Consider the following 14,273-nt stretch of genomic DNA (forward strand, 5'->3'; position numbering starts at 1 on the left):
GATCAGACCTTCGCGGCGGTGAGCGCGGCCACCGGCGAGTCGGCCACGCCCAGGCGGCGGGCCGTCTCCAGGAGCTCGCCCAGCGGGCCCGAGTCGGGCCCGCCGTTCTGGATGAGCCGCAGCAGCAGCGCCGACACGGTCAGGTTCTTCAGGTCCTCGGTGCTCACCCCGTTGACCAGCGCGCTGAGGTCACCCGCGAGACTGGCCGACCCGTTGAGGTACGGCGCCGCCAGCGTGCCCGCCACCTGCGAGTGCTCCACGAACCCGTCCACCACCTTGCCCGCGGTGATCGAGCCCACGACCTTGTCGAAGAACATCGTGTCGCCGCCGACGATGTCGATGTTCGCCTTGGCCAGACCGGCGGCCAGCACGCTCGCCTGCGACTCCGCCACCTGCCGCGTGACGTCGATCTGCTTGAGGCGTACGTCCTTGTCGGCCTCCAGCCGCAGGCGGAACTCCTCGTGGCCCCGGCTCGCGTCGTCGAGCGCGGCCATCGCGGCGGCCTTCTCGGTCAGACCCTCGGCCTCGGCCTTGAGCTTCTCGCCCACCGCCGTCGCGGCGGCCAGGGCCATCGCCTGCTCGCCCTCCGCCTGCGCCTTGAGCCGGTCGCCCTCGACCATGGCCATGGACCTGGCGCCCTCCGCCTCGGCCCGCAGCCTCTCGGCCAGGACCGCCGCCTCCGCGCGGCCGACCTTCTCGATCGCCTCCGCGTCCCGCTCCTTGACCTGGACCTCGGCCAGCCCGGCAGCCGCCGACTCGGCCTGGATACCCTCGGCCAGCCTGATCTTGGCTCGGGTGTCGAGCTCGGCGGCCTGCTGCCTGGCCTCGGCCAGCGTCAGCTCCTCGCGGGCCTTGAACTTCGAGGCCGCCTCCGCGGCCTCGGCCGCCTTGATGCCCTTGACCAGGTTCTCCTGCGCCTCGGCCTCGGCGGCGATGATCACGCTCTGGCGGGTACGCTCGGCCTCCTCGACCACGCGCAGCCGCTTGATGCTCTCCTCCTGCTCGGCCACCGTCTTGTCGACGGCGATCCGCTCGCGCACCACCTCGGCGATCGACCGCTTCTCGGTCTCGACCTCTTTGTCCTTGGCGATGCGCGACAGCTCGGTCTCCCGCTCGCGGGCGATGATCTCCAGCATGCGGTCCTTCTCGATCCGCTCGGTCTCGATCGCGATCACCCGCTCGCGGTTCTTCTCCGCGACGGCGACCTCACGGGCCCGGTTCTCGTGCTGTACGCCGAGCTGCTCGTCGGTCTTGATGTTGGCCGACTGCGACTTCAGCCGCTCCTCGGCCGCCACGCGGGCGATCTCCGCCTCCTCGCGGGCCTTCATCGTCTCGATCTCGCGCCGCTGCTTGACCTCGGCGTCGGCCTGCCGGCGCTGCAGCTCCAGGATCGCCTCGCGGGCGTCCACGTTCTGGCGGGTGATCTCCTTCTCCTCGCGGCGCTGGAACTCGTTGGTCCGTACGTGCTCGATCGCCGTCAGCTCGGTGATCTTGCGAATGCCCTGCGCGTCGAGGATGTTGCTCTTGTCCAGCGCGGCCAGCGAGGTCTGCTCCAGGTAGTCGATGGCCGCGTCCTCCAGGCTGTAGCCGTTGAGGTCGGTGCCGATGAGCCGGACGATCTGGTCACGGAACTCGTCACGCTTGGTGTAGAGATCGACGAAGTCGAGCTGCTTGCCGGCGGTCTTGAGCGCCTCCGAGAACTTCGCGTTGAACAGCGCCTGCAGGGTCGACTCGTCGCTGGCCCGGACGGTGCCGATGGCCTGGGCGACCTTGATGACGTCCTCGGCGGTCTTGTTGACGCGTACGAAGAAGGTGATCTTGATGTCGGCCCGGATGTTGTCCCGGCAGATCAGCCCCTCGCGGCCGGTCCGTTCGATCTCGATGGTCTTCACCGAGATGTCCATGATCTCGGCCTTGTGAAAGACGGGGAGCACGGTGGCCCCGGTGAACGTCACGTCGACCTTGTTGACCTTCGAGATGATCAGGGCCTTGCCCTGTTCGACCTTCCGGAAAAGGCGGCTGATGACGGCAAGCAGGCCGATCACGATGACCAGCACGACGGCGAGGAATATGCCGAATCCGGTGGAGATGACGTCCATCAGTGCTCGCTTTCGTAAGGCATGACCCAGAAGAATTCGCCGTTGGCGTCGTATTCGAAGATGAGCGCGTTGTCGCCGCGCGCGAGCCGGTCCTGGCCCGTCGTCCTGACCTGGACGACGGCCGAAGAGCCGTCGGGCGCGGTGACCTCGGCCTGGCCGAAGTCGGCGGTCGCCTGGCCGGTGCGGATCACGCACATCTGGCCGACGAAGTCACCGCGCGACGGGCGCCGCGCGTCAGGGAGAAGCCGCCGCAGCGGGCTGAGCAGTGCCCGCGTGCCCAACCAGGCCCCGATCAGGGCGAGGATGGGTACGACCGGCAGCGCGATCCCCGGCGCCACCTGACTGCCGATCAAGGCGAGCAGCCACGCGAACGCGATCAGTAGTGACAGTGCGATCCCGGCGGGCACTCCGCCCAGTCCCAGCCAGGGCGCCTCGCCGTCTTCGAAGTCGAAGAGGCCGGTTATGACAATGAACCAGTAGCCGGCGACCACGACGAGAAGGAAGGTGAATACCACCGTCGGGAAGCTCAGCACGACATGTAAGAACTCGGTCATCGAACCCCGGATACCCCGTCCCCCTGTGATGTCCGTCGGACTCTATACAGATAAAGCGGGACTAAAGCCGAAAGTTCCCGAAATGCGATCTGGTTTGACCTCAAGTGCGGTTGAGGGTGCACAGTCGTCCCCATGAGTGGAAATTTCATGAAAGCGGCGGCGTTTGCTGAGTTCGGCGGACCCGAGGTGCTCACTGTGATGTCCCGGCCCATGCCGGAGGCCGGGCCGGGCCAGGTCCGGGTACGGATCAAGGCCGCCGGGATGCAGCCCTTCGACACGGCGGTGCGGGCCGGTTGGACACCGCCCGCCGTGACCGACCCGTTGCCGCGGATCCCGGGCAACGAGTTCGCGGGCGTGGTCGACCAGGTGGGGCCGAGAGTGGCGGACCAAGGAAGTCCGGGCGGCCAAGGAGAGCCGGGCGTGCGCCTCGACGTTGGCACGGAGGTGCTCGGCTTCTCGCTGCTGAACAGCTACGCCGAGTACATCGTGGTCCCCGCCACCGACGTGACACCCAAGCCCCCGGGCCTCCCCTGGGAGGTGGCCGGCGCGTTGACCGCCGCGGTGCAGACCGCCGACATCGCCATCAGCCAGCTGAACCCGACCTCGGGCGAGACGCTCCTCGTCCACGCCGCCGCCGGAGCGGTCGGCACGGTCGCCGTACAGCTCGCCGTCCGTAGGGGCGCCACCGTGATCGGCACCGCTCGCGAGGAGAACCACGCCTACCTACGCGACCTCGGCGCCATCCCTGTCGCCTATGGGGACGGCCTCGCCTCCCGGGTACGCGCGCTCGCGCCCGGCGGGGTGGACGCGGCCCTGGACGGAGCGGGCGGCGCGGCGCTGGACGTCTCCTTGGAGCTGGTCCCGGACCGTGGCCGCATTCTGACCATGGTCGACCACGACAAGGCGGACGAGCTGGGCATCATGGTCACGAAGGGCGTCCGCACGGCTGAGCGCCTCGCTCGGTATGCCGCCCTTTGCGCGAAGGGGGAGCTGAAGTTCCTGATCCGCCGGACGTACCGGCTGGAGGAGGCGGCGGACGCGCACCGCGAGATCGAGACTCGCCACGGTCGCGGCAAGCTCGCCCTCCTCATCTGACCCAAACGCTGCTCTTTCGGGCCGGTCAGCCCATGGTGCGCTGGCGTTGGTTGAACCGGCCCACCTTCGCCCGGTTGCCGCACGCCTCCATCGAGCACCAGCGGCGGCTGCCGTTCTTGCTCGTGTCGAGAAACCACAGCACACACTCCGGGTTCGCGCACTTGCGCACGCGCTCGGGCCGCTCGCGGAGGATCCGTACCAGGTCCGCCGCCGCCACCCACGCCGCATGCCACGCCGCTTCGTCCACGACGACCAGCTCGTACGGCTCATGCGGCTGGTGCGGGTCGCCGGTGCGGATCAGCGGGCGGCGGCTGCCGTGGCCGAGCACGGCGTTGAGCCGCTCGGGCCCGCGCCCGTCCAGCACGGCCCGCAGGGCGGCACGAGCCTCCACCAGCCGATCCCGTACGCGCTCCAGCTCGTCGCCACCCGGCAGCCCGTGATCGTCGAGCCAAGCCCGCACGCCATCGAGGTCGTCGAACTGATCGACCGGCACCCCATGCTCCTTCCACACGGTGTCCACCAGATCGAACGCCACAGACTCCCCACGAAGCGGCCGCACTCTCACAGGACCTAACCCCTCAAATAAGTTTGACCGGTTAATCAACCTCATGCTATCACTTAACCATCAAAGCTGATTTAGCCGGTTAAGAGGAGTCGCCATGACCACCCGCTACCGCACCACTGTCATCGACGGCCTGGACGTCTTCTACCGTGAGGCAGGCGACCCGTCGGCCCCCACGCTCGTACTGCTCCACGGCTTCCCCACCTCCTCGATCGCCTACCAGGAGCTGATCGCCGACCTCGCTGATGAGTTCCACCTGATCGCCCCCGACTACCCCGGTTTCGGGCACAGCTCGGCCCCGGCCGCCTCGGAGTGGGACTACACCTTTGACCATCTCGCCGACGTCGTCGACCGGCTGCTCGACTCGCTCGGCCTGACCAGGTACGCCATTTACGTACACGACTACGGCGCCCCCGTCGGCTTCCGTCTCGCCCTGCGCCACCCCGAGCGGATCACCGGCATCATCAGCCAGAACGGCAACGCCTACGAGGACGGACTGGCCCCCTTCTGGCAGGACCTCCGCGCGATCTGGGCGAACCCCTCCGAAGCCGACCTCGCACCGCTGCTCGCCAACTACACGCGTGAGGCCACGCACTGGCAGTACACGCACGGCGTCTCCGACGTCTCCCTGGTCAACCCCGACAAGGAGGCTCTCGACCAGGCCCTGCTCGACCGTCCGGGCAATCACGAGATCCAGCTCGCGATCTTCATGAACTACGCCACCAACGTGGCCGCGTACCCGCAATGGCAGGACTACCTGCGCACCCACCAGCCCCCGGTGCTCGCCGTCTGGGGTCGCAACGACGAGATCTTCGCCCCGGAAGGTGCCAAGGCGTTCGCTCGCGACGTGAAGGACGCCCGCGTCCACCTCCTGGACGCCGGCCACTTCGCCCTGGAAACCCGCCGTCCCCAGATCGCCGCTCTCGTACGAGCCTTCCTCCACAGCCTGTCGGATTGACCCCGGCGGCTGTCCTACAGGCGGTGACGGACCGCCTCGGCCACGGCGAGCTGGATCTCGTTGAGCTCCGGCTCGCCCCGGGCCACGTCCCAGAGCGAGTTCTGCAGCACCCGGCCGAGCGTCCAGCCCGCGGCCCGCCGCCGATCCAGCCCGAGCCCGTCAACCATGAAGTCGAACCGCCGCAACACCGCCCGACGCACATCTCCGGTCGCCACGGCCTCCTCCCACCGGTTGTGCAGCGCGGGCATCAGGTCGAACCCGGGGTCCCCGGCGAGCGGCTTGGGATCGATGGCCAGCCACGGCTCCCGTACCCCGGCCAGCACGTTGTCGTAATGCAGATCCCAGTGCAGCAACCGATCGCCCGGCTCGCCCGCCAGCTCACGAACCGCCCCCGCGCAGACCTCCAACCAGCGCCGATCCCGCTCCCTGGGCAGCACCGCCACCGCGTCGGAAACGCGGTCGAGCATGCCACCCGCGATGTCCCCCAACTGGCGCATCCCCTGGGGAGCGGGCAGCACCACCAGCCGCCGGAGCGACTCGGTGAGGATCCCGAGCGCCTTCATGACATCGGGTTCGGACGACAGCGGCCGCTCGGCGTCGAGCCGTTCGAGCAGCAGGGTGCCGGTGGCGGGGTCCTCGTCGAGCAGCAACACCGACCCGTCACCCGCCCAGGCCCGCAGCCCCGGCCCCTCGCCGGCGTTCTCGTCACTCACGGGCTGCAGCTTGAGCGCCGCCCGTGTCCCATCGCCCCGCACCACGGGCAGCACCAGCGACACCACCCCGTGCGCGGGCGAACCGTCCAGCCGCAGGTCCCATCGCTTGAGAAAGCGCTCGGCCAGCGCCGGTAACCCGGCAGACCAGGACCGCCCGGCTTCTCCGTCGTACTTCACGTGAGACTCGGTCAAAGCGGCAGGCACCACGATCTTCACCCACCCAGTCTGCCGCAAGCCGTCTCCACCTACGTGGACGAAGCCGTCGCCGAGAAACTCGATCGAGATCGCAGAATGGCCGTCTGGCGCGAGCTCGTCGGCTACAACCTCAATGACGCCCCCCGCCGACACGCTCGCGCGCGTCCGCGCCATGTTCGACCGTATCGAGGAGAGCCGCCGATAGCCGTGCGCTTTCTGGACACCGGCCTGGTCCTCGACCACGCCGCCCTCACCGACTGCCGACCCCTACCCGGACGTCCCGGTCAACTGGCTCTGACCCCGAAGGGAACATGACAGCGCACGCGCGGCATGCGTGGCGTTCCCAGGCGCTCGGTCGTCTCTCAGCAGCAGACGTTGGTCGATCGTCCGGGTGAGGCGCTCGCGGCGCCTGAAGACGTGCCGGCGCTCGCCTCCTGGTCTTGGACGATGCGGCCGCGCAGCATGATCTCCATGACCTTCATGAAGCGCTGCGTCCTGGAACGGCCGATGACGAACGGATTCGCCGCTCCCGTGGACCCGGCCCGCAACTCCTCGATGCGCGCCAGGCTGTTGTCGCAGCCTCCATGATTGTTCAGCTCGACGTCCACCCCTGCCTGCCTCATCCTGGAGGCGAAGGCGAGCACAGAGGAGAGATTGGTGCGCTTGTCCGCGGTCGCGGCGGGTGGCGCGGTCCCGCCCCACAACATCGCGGTGTGTCGTAGCCCCTTCCAGCGCACCGGGAAGATCGGCGAGACGGTGCCCGGTGTGTGCCCGGGCGTGTGGTGGAACGCGACTGTGGTGTCGCCGAGGGTGAGCCGCTGTCCGTCGGATATCTCCAGGTCTCGCTTGGGCGCATTGGCCGGACGTTCGGCAGCGATGACATTCCAGTCGGCTCGGCTCATCATGACTCGGGCGCCGTACTGGTCGGCGAGGAACTGGGCGCCGCCGAAATGATCGCTATGGCCGTGGGCGACCACCACGTACTTGATCTTCGCTGGATCCACTCCCACAGAGCGCAGCCCGGGAACGATGATCTTTTCGGCGTCGTCCGGTGATCCCATCGCGTCGATGAGGATGACACCCTGGGAGGTGAGCAGGGCCGTGGCCTGGACGAAGCTGGTGCCCACCACCGCGACATCGTCGAAGATCCTCAGTGGCGCGAGGGGCTTCGCCGACGGCATCGGGAGGCCCGGCGTGAGCACTTTGACGAGGGCCCGCAGCACCGGGTCGTCGCCGGCCAGCTTGGCCGCGCGGTCGTAGTAGTGCTGTGCGCTCTTGGGAGCGGCGGCCGATGCCGCCGATGCCTCGGCCTCGCCTCCCGCCAGCGGCAGGAGGGCCGCGGCGGCCAGCAACGCGCGGCGGGACGGGCTGGACTGCCCGAAGGACATGGGCGAACACCTGCTTTCACGGGCCAGAGACCTGGAGGCGATCACGACCCCGATGGACGTCAATGCCCGCTTAGCAGACCAGAACCGATCTCCTTGCGTCCAATATTGCTATCTATCGTCCATCGATAAGGAAGTAGATATCAAAGCTGATCAGGCGCACCAGTCAGCCGCCGGCCAGCGGGACGAGCTTGACGAAGGAGGCGACGGGGTCGGCGATCAGGTCGATCTCGGTGTCCAGGTCGTCGATCGAAAATGGTGCCTCCGTTCAGGGCCTGGTCGCGGAGCGGCGGCGCATGAGGAGGCCGCCCGCGCCCGCCGCTGCTATCAGAGCGGAGCCCGTCAGTACGAACAGGCGGCCGTCCGGGCCGGCGTCGCCGCCCGCGCCCGTGTCGGCTCCCGCCTTCGGAGTGGCGGAAGGCTCAGACTTGTAGGAGGTCTTGGTCGATGACTTGGGGGTCGGGGACTTGGACTTCGTGGGGGTCGGCGAAGGGCTGCTGCCGCTGCCTGCCCCGATGGTGAGGGGGTACGTCTTGAGGCTGGTGTCGCTCTGAACCTCACACTCGATGACCGGGGCGGTCGGTGAGGTGCCGATGTTGATGGCGGCCGGCTTCACCGTCGCCGAGCCCGAGTTCTTCGATGTGGTCTTCATGTCGACCCTGGTGGGTAGCGTGATGGGCGCGCTCGCGGTGACCGCGGCCAGCTCGCCCACTCCGGTCGCGGAGGTCAGCTGGGTGATGCCGGAGATCGAGGCGTAGGCGTACAGCTTGCTGCCGGTGGGCAGCCCGGTCGACGGGGCCTCGAGTTCGTAACCTGTCTCATAGGTGCCCGACCAGCCGATCGAGAACTGTTCGCCGGTCTTGGGGGTGGTCGTCGGCATCGTCAGCGTGACCTTGACCTTGACGGTCTGCGGGCTGGCCTCGGTGCCGGTCTTGCAGGAGTAGGTGACCACGTCGCCGGTACCGGTCCCGGTGCCGCCCTGGCCGACAGTGATCACCACGCTGGTCGTGCTGGTGGTCGTGCACGAGGTCACGTCCGACGGCGCGCTGGCCAGGCTGAGCTTCAGGCTGCCCTGCTCGGTGGAGCCCTGGACCGTCACCTCGCCACCCGTCGTGGCGGTCACCGACACCGTGCTCGTCACCTGTCCGGCCAGCACGGAGGTGGATCCGGAGGTGACGCTCGCGCCGGTCTTGCTGAGATCCGTGTGCGTTCCGCCGGTCACCATGAGTTTCCCGGCGACGTGGACCTGCGTGGTGGTGGTCGGTGCCGTGCGCAGCGTCAGGGCGGGAATGCGCCACTTGACGTCGAACGTGCCACTCGCCGTATCGGGCATGGTGAGCGGCACGCTGAGCGAGGTGTCGCTGAACGGGCCGCCTGTACAGGTGTAGGCCAGGGTGAGGGTCTTGTCGGCCATGGCCTGCGCTTGCGCGGGAGATGGCAGGCATAACGCGATCACCGCGCCGACGAGCCACAGAGCGGACGCGTGCCTGACGAAGCGGCGCCACACCCCGGATGCCGGCAACTGTCTCATCCCCATCCCACGACTAAGTCAAAGGACGTATCAGAATTCCAGCTCTTGGTCACGATTGGGTAGAGAAGGGCAAATGTCGCAAAGGATCTTCAGCCCTGCGGCCGGGCTGGTCACCACCGCCAGCGCCAGAAGCGGCGCTGGTGCCGAACGAGCAGCCGGCCGGCTCGCTGAGAGCGGATCAGTAGTGCCAGGGGAAGGGGGACCAGTCGGGTGCGCGCTTCTCCAGGAACGAGTCGCGGCCCTCGGCGGCCTCGTCCGTCATGTACGCCAACCGCGTCGCCTCGCCGGCGAACACCTGCTGCCCGACCAACCCGTCATCGACCATGTTGAAGGCATATTTCAACATCCGCTGGGCCGTGGGTGACTTGCCATTGATCTTGCGGCCCCACTCCAACGCCCGCTCCTCCAGCTCGGCATGAGGAACGACGGCGTTCACCATCCCCATCCGGTGCGCGTCGGCGGCGGAGTAGGTGTCGCCGAGGAAGAAGATCTCGCGGGCGAACTTCTGCCCCACCTGCCGGGCCAGGTACGCCGACCCGAAGCCGCCGTCGAAGCTGGCCACGTCGGCGTCCGTCTGCTTGAAGCGGGCATGCTCCTCGCTGGCCAGCGTGAGGTCCGACACGACGTGCAGGCTGTGCCCGCCGCCCGCGGCCCAGCCGGGCACCACGCAGATGACGATCTTTGGCATGAAGCGGATCAGCCGCTGCACCTCCAGGATGTGCAGCCGGCCAGTGGACGCCGAGCCGTCGGCGTACTGGTAGCCGTCCTTGCCCCTGATCCGCTGGTCGCCGCCCGAGCAGAAGGCCCAGCCGCCGTCCTTGGGCGAGGGGCCGTTGCCGGTGAGCAGCACGCAGCCCACGTCCGTGGTCTGCCGGGCGTGGTCGAGCGCTCGATAGAGCTCGTCGACCGTCTGCGGCCGGAACGCGTTGCGTACCTCGGGGCGATTGAAGGCGATCCGTACGGTGCCCTGGTCGACCGCCCGGTGATAGGTGATGTCGGTGAAGTCGAATCCCTCGACCACCTGCCATGCCTTCGGATCGAACAGTTCGGAGACCATGGGGCGAGCCTAACGGATCTGCCCTTCGGCCCATTCGGCCCAGTCCCGCGCCGTGGTGCTGAGGTGATGGCCGTACTCCAGCACGAGCCTCCCGTACACGGACAGATTGTCCTGCCCGGACTCCACGAAGTCCCTGATGCTCTCTAGGTGCGCCAACCGTTCGGCCGCCATCTCCGCCTGCCGCCGCAGGTAGTCCTTGGCCTGTGACGGATCCACCTGGGCCAGGAAGAACACGCGCAACAGCATGTCGCTGCGTACGTTCCGGACCGGCTCCACCTCGATGAGCCAGTGGCGGAGCTCGGCCAGGCCCTCTTCGGTGATGGCATACTCCTTGCGGCCGCGCGGCCCCTCGGCCGCCACGCTCACCAATCCGGCGTCGGCCAGCTTGCCGAGCTCGGCGTAGAGCTGGCTCTGCGTGGCCGGCCAGACGTTCGCGAGGGAGACGTCGAACATCTTCATCAGGTCATAGCCGCTCGCCGGTCCCTCGGAGAGCAGGCCGAGCGCGGCGTGTCGAAGACTCATATTCCTATATTGACATATCGAGCTCGCAGGTTCTACCTTCGACATGTCTACATAGGAACGTCGTAGGGAGCTCGACATGCGCGGCCTGCTGGGATTCGCCCCCTGGATCCTCTACGCGATCATCGCCACCGGCGACGAGTGGCGGTGGGGCGCCATCACCGGCCTCGTCATCGCGCTGGTCCTCGTCGTCGTGGACCGCCGAGCGGGGCGGGCCTGGGACGAGATGGTGATCGAGTCGAGCGCCGCGGTGTTCTTCGCCTGCCTCACGGTCCTTTCGCTGATCGATCCGCATTCGTTCCTCACGCCGTACGGCCCGGCGCTGGTCAACGTCTGGCTGGCGGGCACCGCCTGGGGCTCGCTGGCCATTCATCGGCCGTTCACGCTCGGCATCGCGCGCACCATGGCGCCCAAGGAGGTCTGGGACACCCCGGGCTTCTACCGGGTCAACGCGGTCATCACCACGGTCTGGGCGAGCGCGTTCACCGTCGCCGCCGTGTCGCTGACGTTCGTGCTGGCCGCCGCGCCGCACGCGACGGCCGTGGTCATCGCCATCAAGGTGATCACGTTCGCCGCCCCGGCCGTCTTCACCGCCCGCTACCCCAAGGTCGTCCAGGCCCGCGCTCGCCGCGCGGCCGCCGCCGGCACCGCTGCCGACAAGTAGGAACAAGCAGGAACAGGCAGGAGCGTTCTCAACGCGGTTCCAAGGGGTTCTGGAAAGAGACCTCGGGGTTGGCGGTGGACGGGCCGTCCAGCAACTGCTGGTGTTCGCCACGTAGGTGCTGGTCGAAGAAGGCGCCCACGTACGCTGTGGTGATCTCGCCCGACCGCTTTCCGGGGAGCGGCGCGGTGGGGTCGGTGATCCCTGCCTGCGGAGGAGGCCGCGGCGGCCGGGGCCGGCATCGAGGAGGCCGTCGCGACCGACAGGGGCAGCGTCAGAGTGAGGAGCACGGCCGCGGCGTTGCGGCGAGTTCTGATCATGGGCAGCAGCGTAGGAAGGTCCCGAAGCGCCCGACACTGCGGAAAGACCAGCTCGTCCCCCGACTTTCGTCGAATTGACGGTGCTCATCGTCATAGACGGTGACGCTCCACGGTCAGGGGACCTCGGCTCGTAGCTCCGCGAGCAGTTCGCCCTGGTCGGCGAGCATGTCGGTAAGGATGCGGCGGGCGGCCCCGAGCAGGTCGGCCAGCTCAGGGGTGGCCAGCGTGTAGACGACGGTGCTGCCCTCGCGGATGGCGCTCACGATCCCGGCTCTTCGCAGCACGGCCAGCTGCTGGGAGAGGCTCGACGGCTCGATGTCGATCTGGGCCAGGAGTTCCCGGACGGGGAGCGGGCCTTCCTGGAGTAGCTCCAACACTCTGATGCGAGCGGGGTGGCCGAGAGTTCGGAAGAAATCGGCCTTGGCCTGGTAGACCTCCACGTGCATAGTGTCAGACTAATCCAGCGCACTTGCATAATTCTTCAAGTCGTAACGTTGTTGGCTAGGATGACAGCGGGGACTAGGGAGTAGCCATGGGCCGAGGAAGAGCCAAGGCGAAGCAGACGAAGGTCGCTCGCCAGCTTAAGTACACCAATCACAACATCGACTACGACCGGCTCCGCAAGGAGCTGGGCGCCGACTCGCCGCATGACGAGATGCACCCGACTACGGCGTCCGAGCAGGAGTCCGAGCACGCGCGCTGACGCGTGTCAGCTTCGCAGGGGCAAGGGTGACGAGCTTGAGCCGCCTGGCCTCCGGCGCCGGATCCGGCGCGGAGAGCTCCAGGCGGCCCAGCACCTCTCGGAGGATGACGCGCATCTCCAGGAGGGCGAGCTGGGCGCCGACGCAGAAGCGCCGGCCGCCGCCGAAGGGCATCCACGCCTTGCCGTGGGCGTCCGCGCCGTCCAGGAAGCGTTCGGGCCTGAATTCCTCGGGTGACGGCCAGATCGACGGGTCCTGGTGGATGAGCGCAATGAGCGGTGCCGCGTACCATCCCGCGGGCACCTCATAGTCGCCCAGCCGCAGCGGGGCGTCGACCAGCCGGGGCGCCTCGAAGACGACCGGCCTGACGCGCAGTGCCTCCTTGACCACGGCATCGAGATACTGCTCGTCGTGCGGCAGCCGGTCGAGCACGTCCGGGGTGCGCAGCAGCCGCTCGAACGCCCATGCCAGCCCCGTGGCCGTCGTCTCGTGACCGGCGATGAGCAGGGTGATCAGCTCGTCGCGCACTTCCTGGTCCCCGAGCTCGGTCTCGAGCAGCCTGCCCAGCACGTCGGTGCCGCCCGGCTCGGCGCGCCGCCGGCCGATCTCGTCGAAAAGGATCTCGTCGACGGCCGCGCGCAGCCGCAGGAACCGCGCGTACGGCGTGAACGGCAGACGCCGCGAGGCCTCGCGCAGCCGGGGCGGCAGCACCATCATCGCCGGCGAGCCGCCGACCTCGATCATCTTCGGCAGCAGTACGCGTAGCCGGTCGAGCCGCTGGGCGTCGCGGATGCCGAAGACCAGCCGGAGTATGACCTCCAGCGTGATCTCCTGCATGCGGTCGCGCAGCCCGAACGGGGTGCCGAGCGGCCAGGTCGCGATCTTCTCGGCGGCGATGGCGGCGATCTCGCCTTCGTACCCGGCGATCTGCTTGGCGCGCAGCGGCGGGGTGAGCAGCCGCCGGTGCCGCCACCACGGCTCGTCGTCCAGGGTGAGCAGGGAGTGCGCGCCGACCATCGGCTCCAGGAAGTCGCGCCGGACGCGACCGGCCCGTCCGCCGCCCTGGTCGAGCCGGTAGACCTGCTCGGCCAGCTCGGGGGTGGCGACGTAGACCTCGGGCGGGAAGCCGAAGAGGCGCACGGTGAAGATCGGGCCGTATTTGCGGCGGCACTTCTCGAGCGCGCCCATCGGGTCGCTCAGCAGCCAGGCGGTCTGGAGCAGCGCGGGGAGTCTCGGTCCAGGGGGGAGCATCGTTCGGCCTTTCGTTTGTATATATACGTACGTCATAGACGGTCGTATACATCGATAGCATAGAACGCGTGTCGAGAACAGAGCTCGGTGGATACCGGGAGAGACTTCTGGCGGCGGCGGTCAACTGCCTGCAGGAGAAGGGCTACGCCCGTACGACCGCCCGCGACCTGGTCGCCGCGTCAGGCACCAACCTGGCCTCCATCGGCTACCACTTCGGCGGCAAGGACGCCCTGCTCAACGAGGCCATCGTGGCCGCCTACGACGCCTGGATCGAGCACGTGGAGGAGTCGGTCTTCGGGGGACCGCTGGCCAGCCCGAAGGAGATGCTCGAACGCGCCATGGTGGCCCTGGTCGACGTCTTCGCGGAGATGCGGCCGCAGCTGGTCCTGGCCGTGGAGGCATACCCGGCCGCCCTGCGTGAGGACGTGCTGAGGGAGAAGCTGGCCGCCGTCTACGCCAGAGCCAGGAAGGCGGGCGTCGACATGATCAACAGGGCGGCGTCGGAGCTGGGGGTGGAGCCGGGGTTCGCGCCGGACGCCCTGATCGCGGTCCTGATCGCGATCTCGGACGGCCTGATGATCCAATGGCTCCTGGACCCGGAGAGCACCCCGGACGCCCACCAGGTGGTGGAGGCCCTGGCCGCACTGTCGGCCTTCATCGCCTGACCCCTGA

Annotated in this window: 15 protein-coding genes; 5 read left to right on the forward strand and 10 right to left on the reverse strand. The window is 68.3% G+C overall.

Annotated features, from left to right (window positions below):
• Positions 1–2: 2 nt before the first annotated feature.
• Positions 3–2,099: a flotillin family protein gene (locus tag AB0C30_RS56495; protein ID WP_357960945.1), complete on the reverse strand. Its 2,097-nt coding sequence runs from the start codon at positions 2,097–2,099 to the stop codon at positions 3–5.
• Positions 2,099–2,653 (reverse strand): hypothetical protein, encoded by a 555-nt coding sequence (locus AB0C30_RS56500; protein WP_357960948.1) that lies wholly within the window; start codon positions 2,651–2,653, stop codon positions 2,099–2,101. The genes AB0C30_RS56495 and AB0C30_RS56500 overlap by 1 nt, the downstream gene beginning before the upstream one ends.
• A 132-nt stretch (positions 2,654–2,785) precedes the next feature.
• Here AB0C30_RS56500 and AB0C30_RS56505 point away from each other — a divergent pair, with 132 nt between their 5' ends.
• Positions 2,786–3,748, forward strand: coding sequence for an NADP-dependent oxidoreductase (locus tag AB0C30_RS56505; protein ID WP_357960951.1), 963 nt, complete (start codon positions 2,786–2,788; stop codon positions 3,746–3,748).
• Between the two features lie 25 nt (positions 3,749–3,773).
• Here AB0C30_RS56505 and AB0C30_RS56510 read toward each other — a convergent pair whose 3' ends face one another.
• Positions 3,774–4,283, reverse strand: a complete 510-nt coding sequence (locus tag AB0C30_RS56510; protein WP_357960953.1) for a CGNR zinc finger domain-containing protein — start codon at positions 4,281–4,283, stop codon at positions 3,774–3,776.
• 124 nt (positions 4,284–4,407) lie between these two features.
• On the opposite strand from AB0C30_RS56510, the gene AB0C30_RS56515 reads away from it, so the two are divergent.
• Positions 4,408–5,268: an alpha/beta hydrolase gene (locus tag AB0C30_RS56515; RefSeq protein ID WP_357960956.1), complete on the forward strand. Its 861-nt coding sequence runs from the start codon at positions 4,408–4,410 to the stop codon at positions 5,266–5,268.
• Positions 5,269–5,282: 14 nt separating this feature from the next.
• Here AB0C30_RS56515 and AB0C30_RS56520 read toward each other — a convergent pair whose 3' ends face one another.
• The 5 genes from AB0C30_RS56520 to AB0C30_RS56540 form a co-directional block, all read right to left on the reverse strand.
• Positions 5,283–6,197: an aminoglycoside phosphotransferase family protein gene (locus tag AB0C30_RS56520; protein WP_357960959.1), complete on the reverse strand. Its 915-nt coding sequence runs from the start codon at positions 6,195–6,197 to the stop codon at positions 5,283–5,285.
• Positions 6,198–6,538: 341 nt separating this feature from the next.
• Positions 6,539–7,564, reverse strand: a complete 1,026-nt coding sequence (locus tag AB0C30_RS56525) for an MBL fold metallo-hydrolase (protein ID WP_357960962.1) — start codon at positions 7,562–7,564, stop codon at positions 6,539–6,541.
• A gap of 265 nt (positions 7,565–7,829) precedes the next feature.
• Entirely contained in the window at positions 7,830–9,092 is a 1,263-nt protein-coding gene (locus AB0C30_RS56530; protein WP_357960965.1) for a hypothetical protein, read from the reverse strand.
• A 178-nt stretch (positions 9,093–9,270) separates the two neighbouring features.
• On the reverse strand, positions 9,271–10,149 hold the full coding sequence (locus tag AB0C30_RS56535) for a 1,4-dihydroxy-2-naphthoyl-CoA synthase (protein WP_225301384.1): 879 nt from the start codon (positions 10,147–10,149) through the stop codon (positions 9,271–9,273).
• A 9-nt stretch (positions 10,150–10,158) separates the two neighbouring features.
• Complete coding sequence (locus AB0C30_RS56540; RefSeq protein ID WP_357960968.1) at positions 10,159–10,671, reverse strand: PadR family transcriptional regulator; 513 nt, start codon at positions 10,669–10,671, stop codon at positions 10,159–10,161.
• Between the two features lie 76 nt (positions 10,672–10,747).
• Between AB0C30_RS56540 and AB0C30_RS56545 the strand changes: the two genes are divergently transcribed.
• The gene (locus AB0C30_RS56545; protein ID WP_357960971.1) at positions 10,748–11,332 is read left to right on the forward strand and encodes a hypothetical protein; all 585 of its coding nucleotides are present in this window, start codon (positions 10,748–10,750) and stop codon (positions 11,330–11,332) included.
• Positions 11,333–11,762: 430 nt separating this feature from the next.
• Here AB0C30_RS56545 and AB0C30_RS56550 read toward each other — a convergent pair whose 3' ends face one another.
• Positions 11,763–12,095: a metalloregulator ArsR/SmtB family transcription factor gene (locus AB0C30_RS56550; RefSeq protein WP_225301381.1), complete on the reverse strand. Its 333-nt coding sequence runs from the start codon at positions 12,093–12,095 to the stop codon at positions 11,763–11,765.
• A gap of 86 nt (positions 12,096–12,181) precedes the next feature.
• Here AB0C30_RS56550 and AB0C30_RS56555 point away from each other — a divergent pair, with 86 nt between their 5' ends.
• Complete coding sequence (locus tag AB0C30_RS56555; protein WP_357960973.1) at positions 12,182–12,352, forward strand: DUF3073 domain-containing protein; 171 nt, start codon at positions 12,182–12,184, stop codon at positions 12,350–12,352.
• On the opposite strand, the gene AB0C30_RS56560 is transcribed toward AB0C30_RS56555, so the two are convergent.
• Entirely contained in the window at positions 12,315–13,601 is a 1,287-nt protein-coding gene (locus AB0C30_RS56560; protein WP_357960976.1) for a cytochrome P450, read from the reverse strand. The two genes, AB0C30_RS56555 and AB0C30_RS56560, sit on opposite strands and share 38 nt — an antisense overlap.
• Before the next feature lie 68 nt (positions 13,602–13,669).
• On the opposite strand from AB0C30_RS56560, the gene AB0C30_RS56565 reads away from it, so the two are divergent.
• Complete coding sequence (locus AB0C30_RS56565) at positions 13,670–14,266, forward strand: TetR family transcriptional regulator (protein ID WP_357960979.1); 597 nt, start codon at positions 13,670–13,672, stop codon at positions 14,264–14,266.
• The last annotated feature ends 7 nt before the right edge of the window (positions 14,267–14,273 follow it).

This window comes from Nonomuraea sp. NPDC048901, assembly GCF_040649695.1.
In the GTDB taxonomy this organism is placed as follows: Bacteria; Actinomycetota; Actinomycetes; order Streptosporangiales; family Streptosporangiaceae; genus Nonomuraea.

Bases quoted from the DNA above. Each gene is read 5' to 3' on its own strand.
- AB0C30_RS56500 (WP_357960948.1), bottom strand. From the start codon at position 2,653: ATGACCGAGTTCTTACATGTCGTGCTGAGCTTCCCGACGGTGGTATTC.
- AB0C30_RS56545 (WP_357960971.1), top strand. From the start codon at position 10,748: ATGCGCGGCCTGCTGGGATTCGCCCCCTGGATCCTCTACGCGATCATC.
- AB0C30_RS56505 (WP_357960951.1), top strand. From the start codon at position 2,786: ATGAGTGGAAATTTCATGAAAGCGGCGGCGTTTGCTGAGTTCGGCGGA.
- AB0C30_RS56560 (WP_357960976.1), bottom strand. From the start codon at position 13,601: ATGCTCCCCCCTGGACCGAGACTCCCCGCGCTGCTCCAGACCGCCTGG.
- AB0C30_RS56515 (WP_357960956.1), top strand. From the start codon at position 4,408: ATGACCACCCGCTACCGCACCACTGTCATCGACGGCCTGGACGTCTTC.
- AB0C30_RS56530 (WP_357960965.1), bottom strand. From the start codon at position 9,092: ATGAGACAGTTGCCGGCATCCGGGGTGTGGCGCCGCTTCGTCAGGCAC.
- AB0C30_RS56550 (WP_225301381.1), bottom strand. From the start codon at position 12,095: ATGCACGTGGAGGTCTACCAGGCCAAGGCCGATTTCTTCCGAACTCTC.
- AB0C30_RS56555 (WP_357960973.1), top strand. From the start codon at position 12,182: ATGGGCCGAGGAAGAGCCAAGGCGAAGCAGACGAAGGTCGCTCGCCAG.
- AB0C30_RS56495 (WP_357960945.1), bottom strand. From the start codon at position 2,099: ATGGACGTCATCTCCACCGGATTCGGCATATTCCTCGCCGTCGTGCTG.
- AB0C30_RS56525 (WP_357960962.1), bottom strand. From the start codon at position 7,564: ATGTCCTTCGGGCAGTCCAGCCCGTCCCGCCGCGCGTTGCTGGCCGCC.
- AB0C30_RS56540 (WP_357960968.1), bottom strand. From the start codon at position 10,671: ATGAGTCTTCGACACGCCGCGCTCGGCCTGCTCTCCGAGGGACCGGCG.
- AB0C30_RS56535 (WP_225301384.1), bottom strand. From the start codon at position 10,149: ATGGTCTCCGAACTGTTCGATCCGAAGGCATGGCAGGTGGTCGAGGGA.